Origin of the sequence: Streptomyces tsukubensis, assembly GCF_003932715.1 — a bacterium.
In the GTDB taxonomy this organism is placed as follows: domain Bacteria; phylum Actinomycetota; class Actinomycetes; order Streptomycetales; family Streptomycetaceae; genus Streptomyces; species Streptomyces tsukubensis.
Genome location: NZ_CP020700.1, coordinates 4209420 through 4225329 on the forward strand (window position 1 = coordinate 4209420; position 15910 = coordinate 4225329).

Annotated in this window: 14 protein-coding genes, 1 tRNA gene and 2 pseudogenes; 7 read left to right on the top strand and 10 right to left on the bottom strand. The window is 68.6% G+C overall.

The annotated features are described in order from the left end of the window. Positions 1–24: 24 nt before the first annotated feature. The 3 genes from B7R87_RS17150 (at position 25) to B7R87_RS17160 (ending at position 2551) form a co-directional block, all read left to right on the top strand. Positions 25–582 (top strand): hypothetical protein, encoded by a 558-nt coding sequence (locus tag B7R87_RS17150; protein WP_006347819.1) that lies wholly within the window; start codon positions 25–27, stop codon positions 580–582. A gap of 95 nt (positions 583–677) precedes the next feature. Further along, on the top strand, positions 678–1928 hold the full coding sequence (locus tag B7R87_RS17155) for an MAB_1171c family putative transporter (RefSeq protein WP_006347818.1): 1251 nt from the start codon (positions 678–680) through the stop codon (positions 1926–1928). Further along, complete coding sequence (locus B7R87_RS17160; RefSeq protein WP_006347817.1) at positions 1925–2551, top strand: phosphatase PAP2 family protein; 627 nt, start codon at positions 1925–1927, stop codon at positions 2549–2551. The genes B7R87_RS17155 and B7R87_RS17160 overlap by 4 nt, the downstream gene beginning before the upstream one ends. A gap of 80 nt (positions 2552–2631) precedes the next feature. Here B7R87_RS17160 and B7R87_RS17165 read toward each other — a convergent pair whose 3' ends face one another. From B7R87_RS17165 to B7R87_RS17195, 7 genes and pseudogenes are all read right to left on the bottom strand, one after another. Continuing rightward, entirely contained in the window at positions 2632–2970 is a 339-nt protein-coding gene (locus B7R87_RS17165; protein ID WP_006347816.1) for a MerR family transcriptional regulator, read from the bottom strand. 213 nt (positions 2971–3183) lie between these two features. Beyond that, positions 3184–3495, bottom strand: a complete 312-nt coding sequence (locus B7R87_RS17170; protein ID WP_006347815.1) for an SCO5918 family protein — start codon at positions 3493–3495, stop codon at positions 3184–3186. A gap of 93 nt (positions 3496–3588) precedes the next feature. Then, positions 3589–3840: pseudogene (locus B7R87_RS17175) on the bottom strand (CBS domain-containing protein); the annotation flags it as partial. 87 nt (positions 3841–3927) lie between these two features. Beyond that, positions 3928–4704, bottom strand: a pseudogene (locus B7R87_RS17180) (DEAD/DEAH box helicase); the annotation flags it as partial. Positions 4705–4960: 256 nt separating this feature from the next. Continuing rightward, positions 4961–5164 carry a cold-shock protein gene (locus B7R87_RS17185; RefSeq protein WP_006347812.1) on the bottom strand — a complete coding sequence of 68 codons (204 nt, stop codon included), beginning with the start codon at positions 5162–5164 and terminating at the stop codon, positions 4961–4963. 445 nt (positions 5165–5609) lie between these two features. Continuing rightward, positions 5610–6839 (bottom strand): DUF4365 domain-containing protein, encoded by a 1230-nt coding sequence (locus tag B7R87_RS17190; RefSeq protein WP_006347811.1) that lies wholly within the window; start codon positions 6837–6839, stop codon positions 5610–5612. 319 nt (positions 6840–7158) lie between these two features. Next, a tRNA-Gly gene (locus B7R87_RS17195) sits at positions 7159–7229 on the bottom strand. A 475-nt stretch (positions 7230–7704) separates the two neighbouring features. Here B7R87_RS17195 and dcd point away from each other — a divergent pair. Both dcd and B7R87_RS17205 read left to right on the top strand, forming a co-directional pair. Next, positions 7705–8280, top strand: a complete 576-nt coding sequence (dcd, locus tag B7R87_RS17200; protein ID WP_006347809.1) for a dCTP deaminase — start codon at positions 7705–7707, stop codon at positions 8278–8280. A 2-nt stretch (positions 8281–8282) separates the two neighbouring features. Next, complete coding sequence (locus B7R87_RS17205; protein ID WP_040915360.1) at positions 8283–8780, top strand: phosphoribosyltransferase; 498 nt, start codon at positions 8283–8285, stop codon at positions 8778–8780. 61 nt (positions 8781–8841) lie between these two features. On the opposite strand, the gene B7R87_RS17210 is transcribed toward B7R87_RS17205, so the two are convergent. From B7R87_RS17210 to B7R87_RS17220, 3 genes are all read right to left on the bottom strand, one after another. After that, positions 8842–9834 carry a Yip1 family protein gene (locus B7R87_RS17210; RefSeq protein WP_006347807.1) on the bottom strand — a complete coding sequence of 331 codons (993 nt, stop codon included), beginning with the start codon at positions 9832–9834 and terminating at the stop codon, positions 8842–8844. A 162-nt stretch (positions 9835–9996) separates the two neighbouring features. Continuing rightward, on the bottom strand, positions 9997–12267 hold the full coding sequence (locus tag B7R87_RS17215; RefSeq protein ID WP_006347806.1) for a (Fe-S)-binding protein: 2271 nt from the start codon (positions 12265–12267) through the stop codon (positions 9997–9999). A gap of 144 nt (positions 12268–12411) precedes the next feature. Beyond that, positions 12412–12975 (bottom strand): sugar transferase, encoded by a 564-nt coding sequence (locus tag B7R87_RS17220; RefSeq protein WP_006347805.1) that lies wholly within the window; start codon positions 12973–12975, stop codon positions 12412–12414. 335 nt (positions 12976–13310) lie between these two features. On the opposite strand from B7R87_RS17220, the gene dnaK reads away from it, so the two are divergent. After that, a complete protein-coding gene (gene dnaK / locus B7R87_RS17225; protein ID WP_006347804.1) occupies positions 13311–15167 on the top strand; it encodes a molecular chaperone DnaK in 1857 nt (618 codons plus the stop codon). Next, positions 15164–15874, top strand: a complete 711-nt coding sequence (gene grpE, locus B7R87_RS17230; protein WP_006347803.1) for a nucleotide exchange factor GrpE — start codon at positions 15164–15166, stop codon at positions 15872–15874. Before dnaK ends, grpE begins: the two co-directional genes overlap by 4 nt. The last annotated feature ends 36 nt before the right edge of the window (positions 15875–15910 follow it).

The window sequence follows — 15910 nt, forward strand, 5'->3', positions numbered from 1 at the left end:
CGTGATGACGACCAAGAGGCCTCAATGTCCCTGCGTGAACTGCGCAAAGAGTGTGAAGCCGGACTGGCTGACCTTCCCATACCTGCGCCCTTCACCGTCGAAGGCCTGGTGGCGAACATGGAGGCGGCCCGCGGCCGGACCATCGTCCTCCAAGAGCTGCCCGAACGACTGGCGCGCGTCAACGCGGCCTGTGGTCTGCGGCTGAAATCCGGCACCACCAGTTACGTCCTCTACCGGCGTCGCCCCACCGCGTACCAAACCCAGCACGTGATCCTGCACGAGCTGTGCCACGAATGGTTCGACCACGGCACCAGCCTGGACGCGGAGCAGCTGCGGCTGCTGCTGCCGGTGTTCGACACCTCGCTGATCAAACGGGTGCTCTCCTCCGACACGGTCCAGGCCCGGGCCCAGTACGACACGCACGACGAGCGGGTCGCCGAGTTCGGCGCCTCCCTCATCCCGCGCATGGCCAGGGACGTGACCAGCGACGACATGGTCGGACGGCTGGCGAACTCGCTCTCCCGGCCGGTCGCCCACCGGCGCCGGGTCTTCTCCCTCCGTACGTTCTTCCGCCGCTCGTAGCGGCACCGGAAAGACCGCGGCCCTCGCCCCGGGCCCAGCCGCGCTCGACTCCACCCCACGCCACCCCCCACCCCGCAACACCCCGAGGAACTCATGTGACCGCGCTCGACCTCGCCGGCTACCTCGTCGCCGGTCTGATGACGGCCGTCGCCCTGTGGCGTATGCCGGCCGCGCTCTGGGGCGACGAGGAGGACAAGCGCCGCCGCGCCCTGTGGGGTTGCTACGCGGGCTTCGCCGTCGCCCTGTGGACCAAGACCCGCGTGGTCCGAATAAGCCTCAACAACAGTCCCATCGTGGACCTGTCGGTACTGATCAAGCACTACACGTCGACCATCGCGATCCTGGCGATCCTCAGCTACATCGTCGCCATCTACGGTCACTTCCCGGAGGGCGGGGCGATCCCCCGCCATGTCCGGTTCGCCCGGCTCATCCAGCGGGTGGCCACCAAGGCATCCGTGGTCACCCTCATCCTCCTGACCGTGCTCTTCTTCACGGTCGTGGACCGCTCGGTCCCCGCGGACCGGTTCGTCGCCGAACACGCCGGCCAGTGGGGCGCCACGCTCTACATGAGCGTCTTCTACCTCTACCTGGGCGCCGCATCCGCCGTCTGCGCCTATCAGTGGGCTCTGGCCACCGCCGACGCCCGGTTGCGCCACCTCCGGGTCGGCCTCGGCATGATGACCTTCGCGATGTTCATCGGTGTCGGCTACACCCTCAGCCGCACCTTGTTCCTGTGGATCAGTGTGGTCGACCGGCCCAGCGAGAGCTTCGCGCTGACCTTCGACACGGCCACCGAGGCCGCCCAGGTGGTCCTCTTCGTCTTCTTCGCGCTCGGTGCCTCCATCCCCGCCTTCAGCAAGGGCTGGCGGCGGATCCGCCTCTGGCGGGCGCAGGTGAATCTGCATCCGCTGTGGCGCGATCTGATGACCGCCTTCCCCGACCAGCCGTTCGCCCCTCCGGCCCCGCTCGCCCGCGAACTGACGCGCTTCGACACCCCCGCCGACCTGCGCGTCGACCGCTGGGCGGCCGATATCGCGGATGCGGTCGAGAAGCTGCGCCACTATGTGCCCGACGGTCTGCTGACCGCCGCCAAGGAGGCCGCCGCGGGCGAAGACGGGAACCCCGGGAAGGCCGACTCCCTCGCCGACGCCTACTGGATCAAGGCGGCCCTGGTCGCCAAGGCCGAGGGCGCGCCCGCCGGGAAGGCCGCCGCCTTCGAGACCAAGCACGCCACCGACCAGGACGGCGAAGTCGCCTGGCTGGTACGGGTGGCCGCCGCCTACAAGACCATCCCGGAACAGCGGACCCGCGTCGTCCTGCGGTCGAGCCTGGAGCACAGCGCGTGAACCACGTCGGCAGTACGGACAACAACACCACCGGGACCCCCGCCGGTTCGGCCCTCACCACCACGGCCCGCATCGTCACCGACGTCCTGCAGCCGCGCAACGTCCTGCTCGCGGGCATGCTCGGGATCGGTCTGGCCGCGGCCGGCCACTGGACCGGCCTGCTGTGGGGTCTGCTCGGCGCCCTGTGCGCCGGGCTGATTCCGGCCGGCTACATCGAATGGGAGCGCAAACGGGGAACCTGGGGCGACCGCCATGTGGTCGACCGCACCCAGCGGGCCCCGATCTTCTTCGTCATCCTCGGCTCCATCGGCACCGGCTCGGTGATCATGGTCCTCGGCGGGGCACCCGTGCCGATCCTGGTCGCGATGCTGGGCCTGTGGGTGATGACCATCGGGCTGCTCGCGGTGAACACCGTCTGGAAGATCTCGGTGGACTCCGCGGTGGCCTCGGCGACGGTCGCCCTGCTGGCCGCGGTGCACTCGCCGTGGTGGCTGGTCGCCTACTCGCTGACGGCCGCCGTCTGCTGGTCCCGGGTCGCGCTGTCGTATCACACGGTGGCCCAGACGCTCGCCGGGGCGGTGCTCGGCGGGGCCACCACCGCCGCGTTCCTCTTCGTCCCCTGATTCGTTCCCCTGACGCGGCCCGGACACCGGAACAAAGCAGCGCGGGCCTTGTCCTCCCCGAGGCAACACCCTTCTCCGTCTCAGCCCGCGGCCGGCGGGTCCGCCGATCCGGCGGCGCGACGGTATTCGGCGTTGATGCGCCGGGCTTCTTCGAGCTGGTCTTCGAGGATGATGATGCGGCACGCGGCCTCGATGGGGGTGCCCTGGTCGACGAGCTCCCGGGCGCGGGCGGCGATACGCAGCTGGTAGCGGGAGTAGCGGCGGTGGCCGCCCTCGGAGCGCAGCGGGGTGATGAGGCGGGCTTCTCCGACGGCGCGGAGGAACCCCTGGGTGGTGCCGATGATTTCGGCGGCCCGGCCCATCGTGTAGGCGGGGTAGTCGTCGTCGTCGAGACGGTCGTACGAGTCGTCTGCTGTCATGGGACCTCTCTCGTGGGACGCGCTTCGGGGCCCTCGTGCCGTATGGCGCCGGGGCCCCGAAGGAACTACTACACCACTTGCCGGCCCCGGCACCGAGCCGGGCTTCCGTCTCCGCGTACCCACGGCCTCTGATCACTGCGGGCCGTCTCCCCGACACGGAGGGCCCGCCCGGCATCTGCCGGGCGGGCCCTCCTGACGGTGCGAACCGGTCGGTCAGGCCGCCGCCGAGGCGCCGAGCATCGCGGAGGCGCGCTGGAACGGGTCGGGGGCGTGCGCGGGCGCGGTCACCGGAGGCAGCCCGCGGCAGGTGAAACCGAGCTTGGTCATGGCCCGGACGACTTCGCCGGCCGTGAAATCGCGCCGGTCCTGGCGGGTGACGACCTGGCCGACCTGCTTGACGGGGTAAGCGCGACGGCCGATGAGCACGGACTCACCGGTGATCTCCTCGGGCTTGACGCCCTTCATGGCGTCCAGGACGCCGCTCTTGGTGAGCTCGAAGGGGAAACGGGCGATGACACAGCGCACGATGCCTCACAGGGAGTGGAAGGGATGGTTCCGGTGTGGAGGAGCGGTTCAGGTGTGGACGGGGGCGGGGGCGCACGGGTTGTCGTGCTCTCCGCCGGGGATCTCGCGCAGGCGGATCCGGTCCGTGTAGACGGAGCTGTCGCGGACGGTGGTGAGCTGGGCCCGGGTGACGAGTCCGGTGCACAGCCCGTCGTCGTCGCAGACGAGCAGGTGTCCGGTACGGGCGCCGGCCATCACGGCCAGGGCCACCTCGACGGTCATGTCGTCACCGACCTGCGGCCCGGCCGTGTCCACGGTATCGGCGTCGGTCCGCGCCGAGCGGTTCTGTGTCTGGGCCGGCGTCACAACGTGCCTCCTGTAGGGATGGGTCGGCTTCCGTATCACGCGGTGTCAGGCCGCCGCCTCGGGCGCGGGAAGCGGGATTGCGACGTGCGGGTCCACGGCGTGGACGACGGGGTCGGTGAGGTAGCTGCGGCCCAGGAGGTCGACGTTGCGGTCCGGGGCTGCGGAGAACAGCATGCGCTGGCCCTGGGGGCGTACCTGGTCCAGGAGCGCGGTGACCTGCGGCATGAAGCCCATGTCGGCCATCCGGTCGGCTTCGTCGAGGACGGTGACCGCAACCTGGTCCAGTCGGCAGTCACCGCGGTCGACGAGGTCCCCCAGCCGGCCGGGGGTGGCCACGACGACTTCCGCACCGTCACGCAGCGCGGCTGCCTGTCTGCTGATCGGCATCCCGCCGACGACGGTGGTCAGGCGCAGCTTCACAGCGCGGGTGTACGGGGCGAGGGCGTCGGTGACCTGCCGGGCGAGTTCCCGGTCGGGCACCAGGACGAGAGCCAGCGGCTGACGGGGCTCGGCGCGCTGTCCGGCGGTGCGGGCCAGCAGGGCCAGTCCGAAGGCGAGGGTCTTCCCGGAGCCCGTCCGCCCGCGGCCCAGGACGTCACGGCCCGCCAGGGAGTCCGGCAGCGTCGCACCCTGAATCGGGAACGGCACGGACACGCCCTGCGCTGTGAGCGCGGCCAGGAGTTCCCTGGGCAGGTCGAGGCCGGCGAACGCCTCGACGGCGGGCAGTGCCGGAGTGACCGTCCGCGGCGGGGCGAACTCTCCCTGCACCACGGTCCACTGCGAGCCGGCGGCGGAGCCGAACGCGGGCCCCCTGCTGAGGCGGCGCCTGCCGGAGGAACGGCCGTTCGTACGTGTGCGGTTCATTCAGAGCCTTCCTCGATACGGCACGTATCGAGGAATTCCAGCCGCGAATGACCAGCGCGGAGAATCACAGGACGGGCCGGATGGAATGCGAAAACCGGACTCGGTAAAACAGATGATGGTAGGCGGAGCCGAACCCGGCACATCAACGGGTGCGGCTCGGCGGAGGCTGTGCCCCTGCGGCTGACGGTACAAACGCGAGCAGCTGGGACCCGCACCCCGAGGGATGCGGGCCCCAGCTGCGAAATGCGTGTCAGGGTCAGGCCGGAACGATGTTCTCGGCCGTCGGGCCCTTCTGGCCCTGAGCGATCTCGAAGGTGACCTTCTGGCCCTCCTGGAGCTCGCGGAAGCCCTGGGCGGCGATGTTCGAGTAGTGGGCGAACACATCGGGGCCGCCACCGTCCTGCTCGATGAAGCCGAATCCCTTTTCCGCGTTGAACCACTTCACGGTGCCAGCAGCCATGTCATATCTCCTTTGGGCAGTACACCGGAATCCGCACTGTACGGAAACCGCGTCGCCGCGATGATGCCCTGCCCGGAAATGACCGGAAGTACGAAGCGCTCCCGTCCGGCATGGAGGCCGACCGGAGTGCTTTAAGTTTCTTGGGTACCAAAACTGCAACCGAGTTCGACAGTAGCACGCTACCGCTGCTTGCGCCTGTGAGTTATAGCCCCCTGATGCATCCGGGGCAAATACCCTCCCTGCGAGGCAAGTGAAATTCTCATACCGCGAACACAGGTATTCATCCATCCCGGGTGAGGTCGCCGGTCGAGCCGGAAGCGCGAGCCCGGAGCGGTCCGGACAACACGGAAGCCCCCGGGCCGCGCACCGGTGACGGTTCCGGCCCGGCCCCGCGGCTTGAGCGGGACGCGGGCCGGCGCAGGCCGATGGACGCTCTCTTCCGCGGTCAGCGGGTACGTGATTCGGGTTCCGGGGGCTCGGGGATGCGCCAGACGATCCGGACCTGTTCGTCGAGGGGAAGCGAGGGGCCGCCGACGTAGATGCAGTGGATGAGGTAGAGGACGGCCAGCCGAAAGGCCTCCGGTTCGATGTCGTCGACCGTCGCTACTGTCGCCCGGCTGAGCTTGCTCACCCGGCGGACGACACGCGGGTCGGTTTCGAGCGTGCCGAGCTCGGCGATGATGTCCGGCTCCAGGGCGGTCTCCTCTCGCATGGCGAGGATTGAGCGCTGCACAAGGTCCGGCTCGGCTTCGATACGGTCGAGCATGCAGGTCAGCACATACGCGTGGATGACGTCCGCTTCGATCCTGCCGTGCTCCTTGGGCTCCTCCCCCGTGCAATCGGGACACCCCTCGCACTCGACGGGTTCGCCCTCCGGGCCGTTCTCGGCCGGCCGGGTGGAGCTGAAGCATGCAACCACCCACATGATTTCGGTCCGATCCAGCTCCAGATCCTCGGCGGTGCACAGATCGGGGTCCGGGAGCCCCGGATCGTCCGAGCCCTCCGGGACCGGAAGCTCGGAGCGCATCAGCGATTCCAGGGTGACCCAGGCCGGTTGCCAGTCCTGGGCACTGAGCAGCAGCGTCGCAACTGCGTCGCCCGGACGCTTCCAGAAGATGAGGTCGTCGTCGTTGCTGTTGACGAAGTGCAGAACGTGATCTGCCGGATCGAATTCCGTTCCCGACATTTCCCCGAGGTGGGTGAGGACGGCTTGCCTGCCGCGATAGCGACCGACGTAGCGGCGTGCCTGGGAGACGAAGGAGTCCATGGTGCTGTCGTCCAGCATCGAGTTGGGGCTGATCCCGATGAAGCGTGGTGCGTTGAAGGAGCCGTGGCTGCGGAGTTGTTGGGTGGCGTTCGCCCAGTACAGGTTCTTGTCGCTCGGGTCGTACACCACGCAGTAGACAGGGATGTTGCCCTCTGACCAGGTGTCGTGGTGCCGGTCGACGGGCACGGCGTAGCCGTTGCCCCGGCGCCGGCTGTCGCCACCCTTGACCTGGACCTTGATCGTGTCGCTGGTGACGTCCCCGTCGTCGGTGAAGGTGACGTAGAAATCCTCGCCGAAGTCGTTCTGTCCGGATATCTCCTGCACGATGTGATCGTGTTCCTCAAGCAGCGTGCGCAGCGCGTTCACCGCGGCCTGGCCTACGCGCCGCCCTTTGGGGATCTTCGGCATGCCACTCTCCAGAGGTTCCTCATCCGTCGGGCCGAACCACGACAGCGCCCGCCCTCCGGTACCTTGCACCACGCATCCGACAGTGCGCTTCGGAGGTGGCCGGGCCGGGCCGTAGGCGCATCTGCACATGCGTGAGTGGCATCTGTTGAGGCAGAGCAGGCGGGGTTGGCCGTCCGGCGTGGCGCCCTGGAATGAGGGCCCCGCAATGTCTCGCCTGGAGGGAGTCGGTTGACGGTCATGTTGTACCCATGCCGGTTCACCGACGGGCGGGCCGAAAACCAGAAAAGGCCCCGGTCTCTGACCAGGGCCTTCAATCAAGAGCGGGTGACGAGAATCGAACTCGCGCTCTGAGCTTGGGAAGCTCATGTTCTACCATTAAACTACACCCGCACAGCGGACCGAAGATCGGGAACCGCAGTGCCGTCACTCTACCCCATCGCAGGCCCCGGGCGAAGAACGCCGCGGGGTCTTTCGTTTCCCCGGGCGGCAGCGAGGGGCGGTGGCGAGCGGTGGGAAGTGGGTGCGGGGCAAGGGAGTTGGGGCATAGCGTGGTGGGTGCGGGGTGGCGGGGTGGAGGCCGTGGGGGGATGGCCTAATGTGGGGGTTCGTCCGCATTTGTTGGGGAAGGGACTCGATGGACCTGATGGAGCGCACCGTCGTCCGCTGTGCCGAAGGGCACGTCTTCGCTACCACCTCGTTTCCGATGCAGCAGCTCGGGACCGGGCGGATCGGGCCGGCCCGGTTGGTCCGGTGTCCTCGGTGTGCGCGGTTGCGGAGTGTCGTGCCGGTGGCCGTAGCGAAGTGACGGGGGAGCGCACGGACGTCCGGTTCGGTGGGGTCCGTGCGCTCTGCGTATCCTCGGGGGGTGCTTCTCTCAGACAAGGACATCCGGGCCGAGATCGACGCCGGGCGGGTCCGCATCGACCCGTATGACGATTCCATGGTGCAGCCTTCGAGCATTGATGTGCGGCTGGACCGCTACTTCCGGGTGTTCGAGAACCACCGCTATCCGCATATCGACCCCGCGGTCGAGCAGGCCGATCTGACCCGGACGGTGGAGCCGGACGGCGACGAGGCGTTCATCCTGCATCCGGGTGAGTTCGTGCTGGCGTCGACGTACGAGGTCATCTCGCTGCCGGACGATCTGGCGTCGCGGCTGGAGGGCAAGAGCTCCCTCGGGCGGCTCGGACTGGTCACGCACTCGACCGCCGGGTTCATCGACCCCGGGTTCTCCGGGCACGTCACGCTGGAGCTGTCGAATCTGGCGACCCTGCCCATCAAGCTGTGGCCCGGGATGAAGATCGGGCAGCTGTGCATGTTCCGGCTCAGCTCGCCCGCGGAGTTCCCGTACGGCAGCGAGCGCTACGGCTCGCGCTACCAGGGGCAGCGGGGGCCGACGGCCTCGCGCTCCTTCCAGAACTTCCACCGGACGCAGGTGTGACGATGAGTGCGGTACGGGAGAACCTGACCTACGACAAGTTCGGGACCGCGGTCCGTGAGCTGGCGCAGAGCATCGCGGACGACGGCTTCGAACCGGACATCGTGCTCTCCATCGCGCGCGGCGGTGTCTTCGTCGCGGGCGGGCTGGCGTACGCGCTGGACTGCAAGAACATCCACCTGGTGAATGTGGAGTTCTACACCGGGGTGGGCACCACCTTGGAGATGCCGGTGATGCTGGCCCCGGTGCCGAATGCGATCGACTTCTCCGACAAGAAGGTCCTCATCGCGGACGACGTCGCTGACACCGGCAAGACGCTGAAGCTGGTCCACGACTTCTGCCTGGACCATGTCGCGGAAGTCCGGTCGGCCGTGATCTACGAGAAGTCGCACTCGCTGGTGAAGTGCGAGTACGTGTGGAAGCGCACCGACGACTGGATCAACTTCCCGTGGTCCGTCGAAGCGCCGGTGGTACGGCGCGAGGGCCAGGTCCTCGACTCCTGACGGAGGACGCAAGACGGAGAGATGAGCTCAGAAGGAGCCCGGGCCGAGGCCCGGGCTCCTTTCAGATCGTGCCCAGTTTGATCAGCGAGAGCAGCGCCAGCAGCTGGATCGCGGACGCGCCCAGCGCCTTCGGCCACGGCAGATCGTGGGATTTGCTCACCATCGACGTGAACAGCGCGCCCGCCGCCAGCCAGGTCAGCCAGCCCAGGAGCTGGACCATGGAGTTCTGGCCGCCCAGGAAGAGGGCGAAGAACAGCCGCGGTGCGTCCGTGACCGCCATGATCAGCATGGCGAGTCCGATGGTCGGCTGCCAGGCGCCGGTGCCGCCGAACTGGCGGGCGAGGGTGTTGGTGACGGCACCGAGGATCAACCCGCCGATGACGAAGGCGACGGCCGTCATCAGGACGGCCGGGATCGCCGACGACAGCGTGGCGTTGAAGATCTCCTCGCGCGGCTCGTCGAGCCCGAAGATCGCCAGCGCGCCGTAGATCAGGGTCACCACCAGCGCCGGGCCCCAGACCGGGTAGTCCCGCATCTGGAGGAAGGTCTGCGCCGGACGGGTGACGATGCCGCTCAGCAACTGCTTCCAGTGCAGCCGCGGGCCGGGCGGGGGAGCGGGCGCGCTGCCCGCCTGGTACGTCGAGCCCTGGCCGTACGGGTCGTCGACCGTGAAGGCCTGGGTGTGACCCGGATTGTTGTCCGCGTACGGGTCGTGGGGCGGCGGGTGGGGAGCGTTGTGGTGCTGCGGGGGGTGGGGCTGGTGGTGGCCCGGGTGCCTCGGGGGCTGCTGGTACTGCGGCGCGCCCCGCTGAGGGCCCCCGTGCTGCGGACCGCCGTGCTGCGGGGCCCCGTACTGCGGCGGGCCCTGCTGCGGACCGCCCTGCTGCTGGTACGGGTCCCCGTAGTACTCCGGTTCGCCGTACGCCGACGGCCGCCCGTCGCCCGCCTGGGGCCAGGCCTGCTGCTGCCCGTACGGCGGTTCCTGGGGCGGCCCCTGCGGGGGTCGCTGCTGCCTGCGGTTGTCCCGTCCGCGTCCGATCCTGAATCCAGCCACGCTTTCGAAACTACCCCGTTCCGGCAGATCACCACCCCACCGGGGCCGCGGACAGGGGGCTTTGCGGCTGAGCTGTGACATCCCTTAGGGGGAACGGGAAGGGGACCCGGAGGGGGCTGCGCCCCCGGCCCGGGTCCCCTTGGAAGTACGGGAAGTGCGGGACTACTGCACCGGCTCCGGCTCGGGCGCGCCCGCCGGCTCCTCCTTCGGCTCCGGGTCCGACGGTGGCGTCTTCACCGAGTCGAGCAGCAGCTGCGCCACATCCACGACCTGGAGGGATTCCTTCGCCGTACCGCTGTTCTTCTTCCCGTTGACCGAGTCGGTCAGCATCACCAGGCAGAACGGGCAGGCGGTGGAGACGATGTCCGGGTTGAGGGAGAGCGCCTCGTCGACCCGCTCGTCGTTGATCCGCTTGCCGATCCGCTCCTCCATCCACATCCGCGCGCCGCCCGCGCCGCAGCAGAAACCGCGCTCCTTGTGGCGGTGCATCTCCTGCTGCCGCAGACCGGGGACGGCCGACATGATCTCGCGCGGGGGCGTGTAGACCTTGTTGTGACGGCCCAGGTAGCAGGGGTCGTGGTAGGTGATCAGGCCTTCCACCGGCGTCACCGGGATCAGCCTGCCCTCGTCGATGAGGTGCTGGAGCAGCTGGGTGTGGTGGATGACCTCGTAGTCGCCGCCGAGCTGCGGATACTCGTTGGCGATGGTGTTGAAGCAGTGCGGGCAGGTGGAGACGATCTTCTTCGCCGACTTCGGCTTCTTCGTCGCCGGATCGTCCTCGTCCTCGCCGAAGGCCATGTTCAGCATGGCCACGTTCTCCTGGCCCAGCTGCTGGAACAGCGGTTCGTTGCCGAGCCGGCGGGGGGAGTCGCCGGTGCACTTCTCGTCGCCGCCCATGATCGCGAACTTGACGCCCGCGATGTGCAGCAGTTCGGCGAAGGCCTTGGTGGTCTTCTTGGCCCGGTCCTCCAGGGCGCCCGCGCAGCCGACCCAGTAGAGGTAGTCGACCTCGCTGAGGTCCTCGACGTTCTGCCCGACGATCGGGACCTCGAAGTCGACCTCCTTGGTCCACTCGACGCGGGCCTTCTTCGCCAGGCCCCAGGGGTTGCCCTTCTTCTCCAGGTTCTTGAGCATCGTGCCCGCCTCGGACGGGAAGGCCGATTCGATCATCACCTGGTAGCGGCGCATATCGACGATGTGGTCGATGTGCTCGATATCGACCGGGCACTGCTCGACGCAGGCGCCGCAGGTGGTGCAGGACCAGAGCACGTCCGGGTCGATGACGCCGTTCTCCTCCAGCGTCCCGATCAGCGGCCGCTCGGCCTCGGCGAGCGCGGCGGCCGGAACGTCCTTCAGCGCCTCGGCGCTCGCCTTCTCCTCACCCTCCATGCTCTTTCCGCCGCCCGCCAGCAGATACGGCGCCTTGGCGTGGGCATGGTCCCGCAGGGACATGATCAGGAGCTTGGGGGAGAGGGGCTTTCCGGTGTTCCAGGCGGGGCACTGGGACTGGCAGCGGCCGCATTCGGTGCAGGTGGAGAAGTCGAGGATGCCCTTCCAGGAGAACTGCTCGACCTGCGAGACGCCGTAGACGTCGTCGTCGCCCGGGTCCTCGAAGTCGATCTCCTTGCCGCCGCTGGTCATGGGCTGGAGCGCGCCCAGCGCGGTGGCGCCGTCGGCGTTCCGCTTGAACCAGATGTTCGGGAAGCCGAGGAAGCGGTGCCAGGCGACACCCATATTGGTGTTGAGGGACACCGTGATCATCCAGATCAGCGAGGTGCCGATCTTCACCGCGGCGGTGAGGTAGATCAGGTTCTGGAGGGTGCCGGTGCTCAGGCCGTCGAAGGCGGCGACCAGGGGGTACGAGATGAAGTAGCCGGCCTGGTAGCCGTCGACGTGGTGGATCGCGCCCTCAAGACCGCGCAGGACGAGGATGGCGAGGCCGATGGTGAGGATCACGTACTCGACGAAGTACGCCTGCCAGGCCTTGGAGCCCGCGAAACGCGATTTGCGGCCCGCCCGGGACGGCAGGTTCAGCAGCCGGATGGCCATCAGGACGAGGATTCCGGCGACCGTCATCAGACCGATGAATTCGGTGTACATCTCGAACGGCGCCCAGGAGCCGATCACCGGCAGCATCCAGTCGGCCCGGAACAGCTGGCCGTATGCCTGGACCAGGGTCGGCGGCAGGGTGAGGAAGCCGATCGCGACGAACCAGTGGGCGAAGCCGACGATGCCCCAGCGGTTCATCCGGGTGTGCCCCAGGAACTCCCTGGCCAGGGTGATCGTGCGCTGTTTCGGGTCGTTGGTGCGGCTGCCCGCGGGCACGGGTTGGCCGAGTTTCACAAAGCGGTAGATCTGCGCGACGGCTCGGGAGATGAGCGCGACGGCGACCACGGTCAGGACCAGCGACACGACGATCGCGGCGAGCTGCATTTCGGGCTCCTCGGGCCTGCGAGGGGGGCCGGTCGGGCGTGCCCGGCCACCGAAAAATTACTAAGCGGTAACTTAATCGTTTCGGGCCGAGACTACCCACTTATGGGGCCGCACTGTAGCCGCGCGGCCGGTGATCTGTATCGCTCAGGCTTGCCTCAGCCCCTGCGGGCGCGGTACGCGCGCCGGTGGGGCGCCGGCCGCGGCGCGTACGGGGCGCCCGCGCCGGGCGGTGGAGACGGTACGGGCCAGGATCATCAGGTCCATGCCCAGCCAGTGCTCCCTGATGTAGTGCAGGTCCTGGACGGCCATCTCCTCCCACGGCAGCCCGGACCGCCCGCCGGTCTGCCAGAGCCCGGTGATTCCGGGGCGTACGGAGGTACGGGCCCGGGCACTGTCCGCCGGGATCCGGTCCACCGGCAGCGGGCGCGGGCCGACCAGGGACATCTCGCCCCGGAGCACATTCACGAGCTGCGGCAGATGGTCCAGGTAGTGGCGGTGGAGCAGTCGGCCCGTACGGGTACCGGGCGCCACCCGGAACGCCAGCATCCGGAACGGCCGTCCGCCCGCACCCGTACACCGCTTCGGTACGAGGACGCGTCCGCGCGCCGAGACCGCGACGGCGGCCGTGAGCGCCGCCAGCGCCGGGGCGAGGAGCAGCAGCAGAAGGACCGCGCCCAGCAGGTCGACGGCTCTTTTGGAAAGGGACATCTGTCTTCTCCCGCCGATTTCTTCTCCCGCCGCAGCGTGCGGCAAGGGAAGTTTCCGGAGTTCCGGGGTGAGTCGCGGTGTATAGGGGTGTATAGGTGTTTCGTGAGGTCTGTGGGGGATGACTGTGGCAGATGCGGTCCCCGGAGGGGTGGTCGCCACGCGCGGCCGGTTGACGGGTGCCGGTGCGCGGCCCGGCGGATACGGCATCGGACGTCCGGGGTGCGGATAAGCGTGGGATAAAAGTTGAGTGGGGTCGACTCAGGTCTGTTGACTCCCGCGAGGGGCTGGGGCATCCTTGAGTCAGTTCCACTCAAGAAGTCTCTGGAGGAATTGACATGGCACGTGCGGTCGGCATCGACCTGGGCACGACTAACTCCGTCGTCAGCGTTCTGGAAGGCGGCGAGCCCACCGTCATCACCAACGCCGAGGGAGCCCGGACCACGCCGTCCGTCGTCGCCTTTGCGAAGAACGGTGAGGTGCTGGTCGGTGAGGTCGCCAAGCGCCAGGCGGTCACCAACGTCGACCGGACGATCCGATCGGTCAAGCGCCACATGGGCACTGACTGGAAGATCGAGATCGACGGCAAGAACTTCAACCCGCAGCAGATGAGCGCCTTCATCCTGCAGAAGCTGAAGCGCGACGCCGAGGCGTACCTGGGCGAGAAGGTGGCCGACGCGGTCATCACCGTCCCGGCGTACTTCAACGACTCGGAGCGCCAGGCCACCAAGGAGGCCGGCGAGATCGCGGGCCTCAACGTCCTCCGTATCGTCAACGAGCCCACGGCCGCCGCGCTGGCCTACGGTCTCGACAAGGACGACCAGACGATCCTCGTCTTCGACCTCGGCGGCGGCACCTTCGACGTGTCCCTGCTGGAGATCGGTGACGGCGTCGTCGAGGTGAAGGCCACCAACGGCGACAACCACCTCGGTGGCGACGACTGGGACCAGCGCGTCGTCGACTACCTGGTCAAGCAGTTCCAGAACGGCCACGGCGTGGACCTGGCCAAGGACAAGATGGCCCTCCAGCGCCTCCGCGAGGCCGCCGAGAAGGCCAAGATCGAACTGTCGTCCTCCACCGAGACGTCGATCAACCTGCCCTACATCACGGCCTCCGCCGAGGGCCCGCTGCACCTGGACGAGAAGCTCACCCGCGCCCAGTTCCAGCAGCTGACCTCCGATCTGCTGGACCGCTGCAAGACCCCGTTCAACAACGTCATCAAGGACGCGGGCATCGCCCTTTCCGAGATCGACCACGTGGTCCTGGTCGGCGGTTCCACCCGGATGCCCGCCGTCGCCGAGCTCGTCAAGGAGCTGACCGGCGGCAAGGAGGCCAACAAGGGTGTGAACCCGGACGAGGTCGTCGCCATCGGCGCGTCCCTCCAGGCCGGTGTCCTCAAGGGCGAGGTCAAGGACGTCCTGCTGCTCGACGTCACCCCGCTGTCCCTCGGTATCGAGACCAAGGGCGGCATCATGACGAAGCTCATCGAGCGCAACACCACGATCCCGACCCGCCGTTCCGAGATCTTCACGACGGCCGAGGACAACCAGCCCTCCGTCCAGATCCAGGTCTACCAGGGCGAGCGCGAGATCGCGGCGTACAACAAGAAGCTCGGCATGTTCGAGCTGACCGGTCTGCCGCCGGCGCCGCGCAACGTCCCGCAGATCGAGGTCTCCTTCGACATCGACGCCAACGGCATCATGCACGTGACCGCGAAGGACCTGGGCACGGGCAAGGAGCAGAAGATGACCGTCACCGGCGGCTCCTCGCTGCCGAAGGACGAGGTCGACCGGATGCGCCAGGAGGCCGAGCAGTACGCGGACGAGGACCACCGCCGCCGCGAGTCCGCCGAGACCCGCAACCAGGGCGAGCAGCTCGTCTACCAGACCGAGAAGTTCCTCAAGGACAACGAGGACAAGGTTCCCGGCGAGGTGAAGACCGAGGTCGAGACCGCCATCACCGAGCTGAAGGAGAAGCTCAAGGGCGAGGACACGGCCGAGATCCGCACCGCCACCGAGAAGCTCGGCGCCGTCTCGCAGAAGCTCGGCCAGGCGATGTACGCGGACGCCCAGGCGCAGCAGGCCGGCGCGGGCGCCGACGCACCGCAGGGCGACGCCGGCCAGGCCAAGGCCGACGACGACGTCGTCGACGCCGAGATCGTCGACGACGAGAAGCCCAAGGGTGGTGCCGCGTGACCGAGGAGACCCCGGGCTTCGACGAGAAGCCCGACGTCCCCTCCGGCTCCGACGACGCCGCCGAGACCGCCGCGCCCTCCGATCAGGAGGGCGGGGCGGCCCCGGCAGGGGACGCTGCCAAGACCGCCGGTCTGACGGCCGAACTGGACCAGGCGCGGTCGGCACTCGCCGAGCGCACCGCCGATCTCCAGCGGCTCCAGGCCGAGTACCAGAACTACCGCCGCCGGGTGGAGCGGGACCGCGTCACGGTGAAGGAGATCGCCACGGCGACGCTCCTGGCCGAGCTGCTGCCCGTGCTCGACGACATCGGCCGCGCCCGGGACCACGGGGAGCTGGTCGGCGGATTCAAGTCCGTCGCCGAGTCCCTGGAGACGGGCGTCGCGAAGATGGGTCTCCAGCAGTTCGGCAAGGAGGGCGAGCCCTTCGACCCGACGATCCACGAGGCGCTGATGCACAGCTATGCGCCGGATGTCACGGAGACGACGTGCGTCGCGGTGCTCCAGCCGGGGTATCGCATCGGCGAGCGGACCATCCGCCCCGCGCGGGTGGCCGTGGCCGAGCCGCAGCCCGGCGCCGGTCCGGCACCGGCGGCCAAGGAGTCGAAGGAGTCCGCAGACTCCGCAGGCGCCGCAGGTGCCACGGACGGCACGGAGGCCAAGGACGGCGCGGCCGACGGCGAGGAGAGCGGTGGCCCGGACAAGGGCTGACGCAGGCAGAGGCGTACGCGTACGGAGCGTGCGCGG

Bases quoted from the DNA above. Each gene is read 5' to 3' on its own strand.
- B7R87_RS17150 (WP_006347819.1), top strand. From the start codon at position 25: ATGTCCCTGCGTGAACTGCGCAAAGAGTGTGAAGCCGGACTGGCTGAC.
- B7R87_RS17165 (WP_006347816.1), bottom strand. From the start codon at position 2,970: ATGACAGCAGACGACTCGTACGACCGTCTCGACGACGACGACTACCCC.
- B7R87_RS17185 (WP_006347812.1), bottom strand. From the start codon at position 5,164: ATGGCTGCTGGCACCGTGAAGTGGTTCAACGCGGAAAAGGGATTCGGC.
- B7R87_RS17190 (WP_006347811.1), bottom strand. From the start codon at position 6,839: ATGCCGAAGATCCCCAAAGGGCGGCGCGTAGGCCAGGCCGCGGTGAAC.
- B7R87_RS17205 (WP_040915360.1), top strand. From the start codon at position 8,283: ATGAGTGCGGTACGGGAGAACCTGACCTACGACAAGTTCGGGACCGCG.
- B7R87_RS17215 (WP_006347806.1), bottom strand. From the start codon at position 12,267: ATGCAGCTCGCCGCGATCGTCGTGTCGCTGGTCCTGACCGTGGTCGCC.
- B7R87_RS17220 (WP_006347805.1), bottom strand. From the start codon at position 12,975: ATGTCCCTTTCCAAAAGAGCCGTCGACCTGCTGGGCGCGGTCCTTCTG.
- dnaK (WP_006347804.1), top strand. From the start codon at position 13,311: ATGGCACGTGCGGTCGGCATCGACCTGGGCACGACTAACTCCGTCGTC.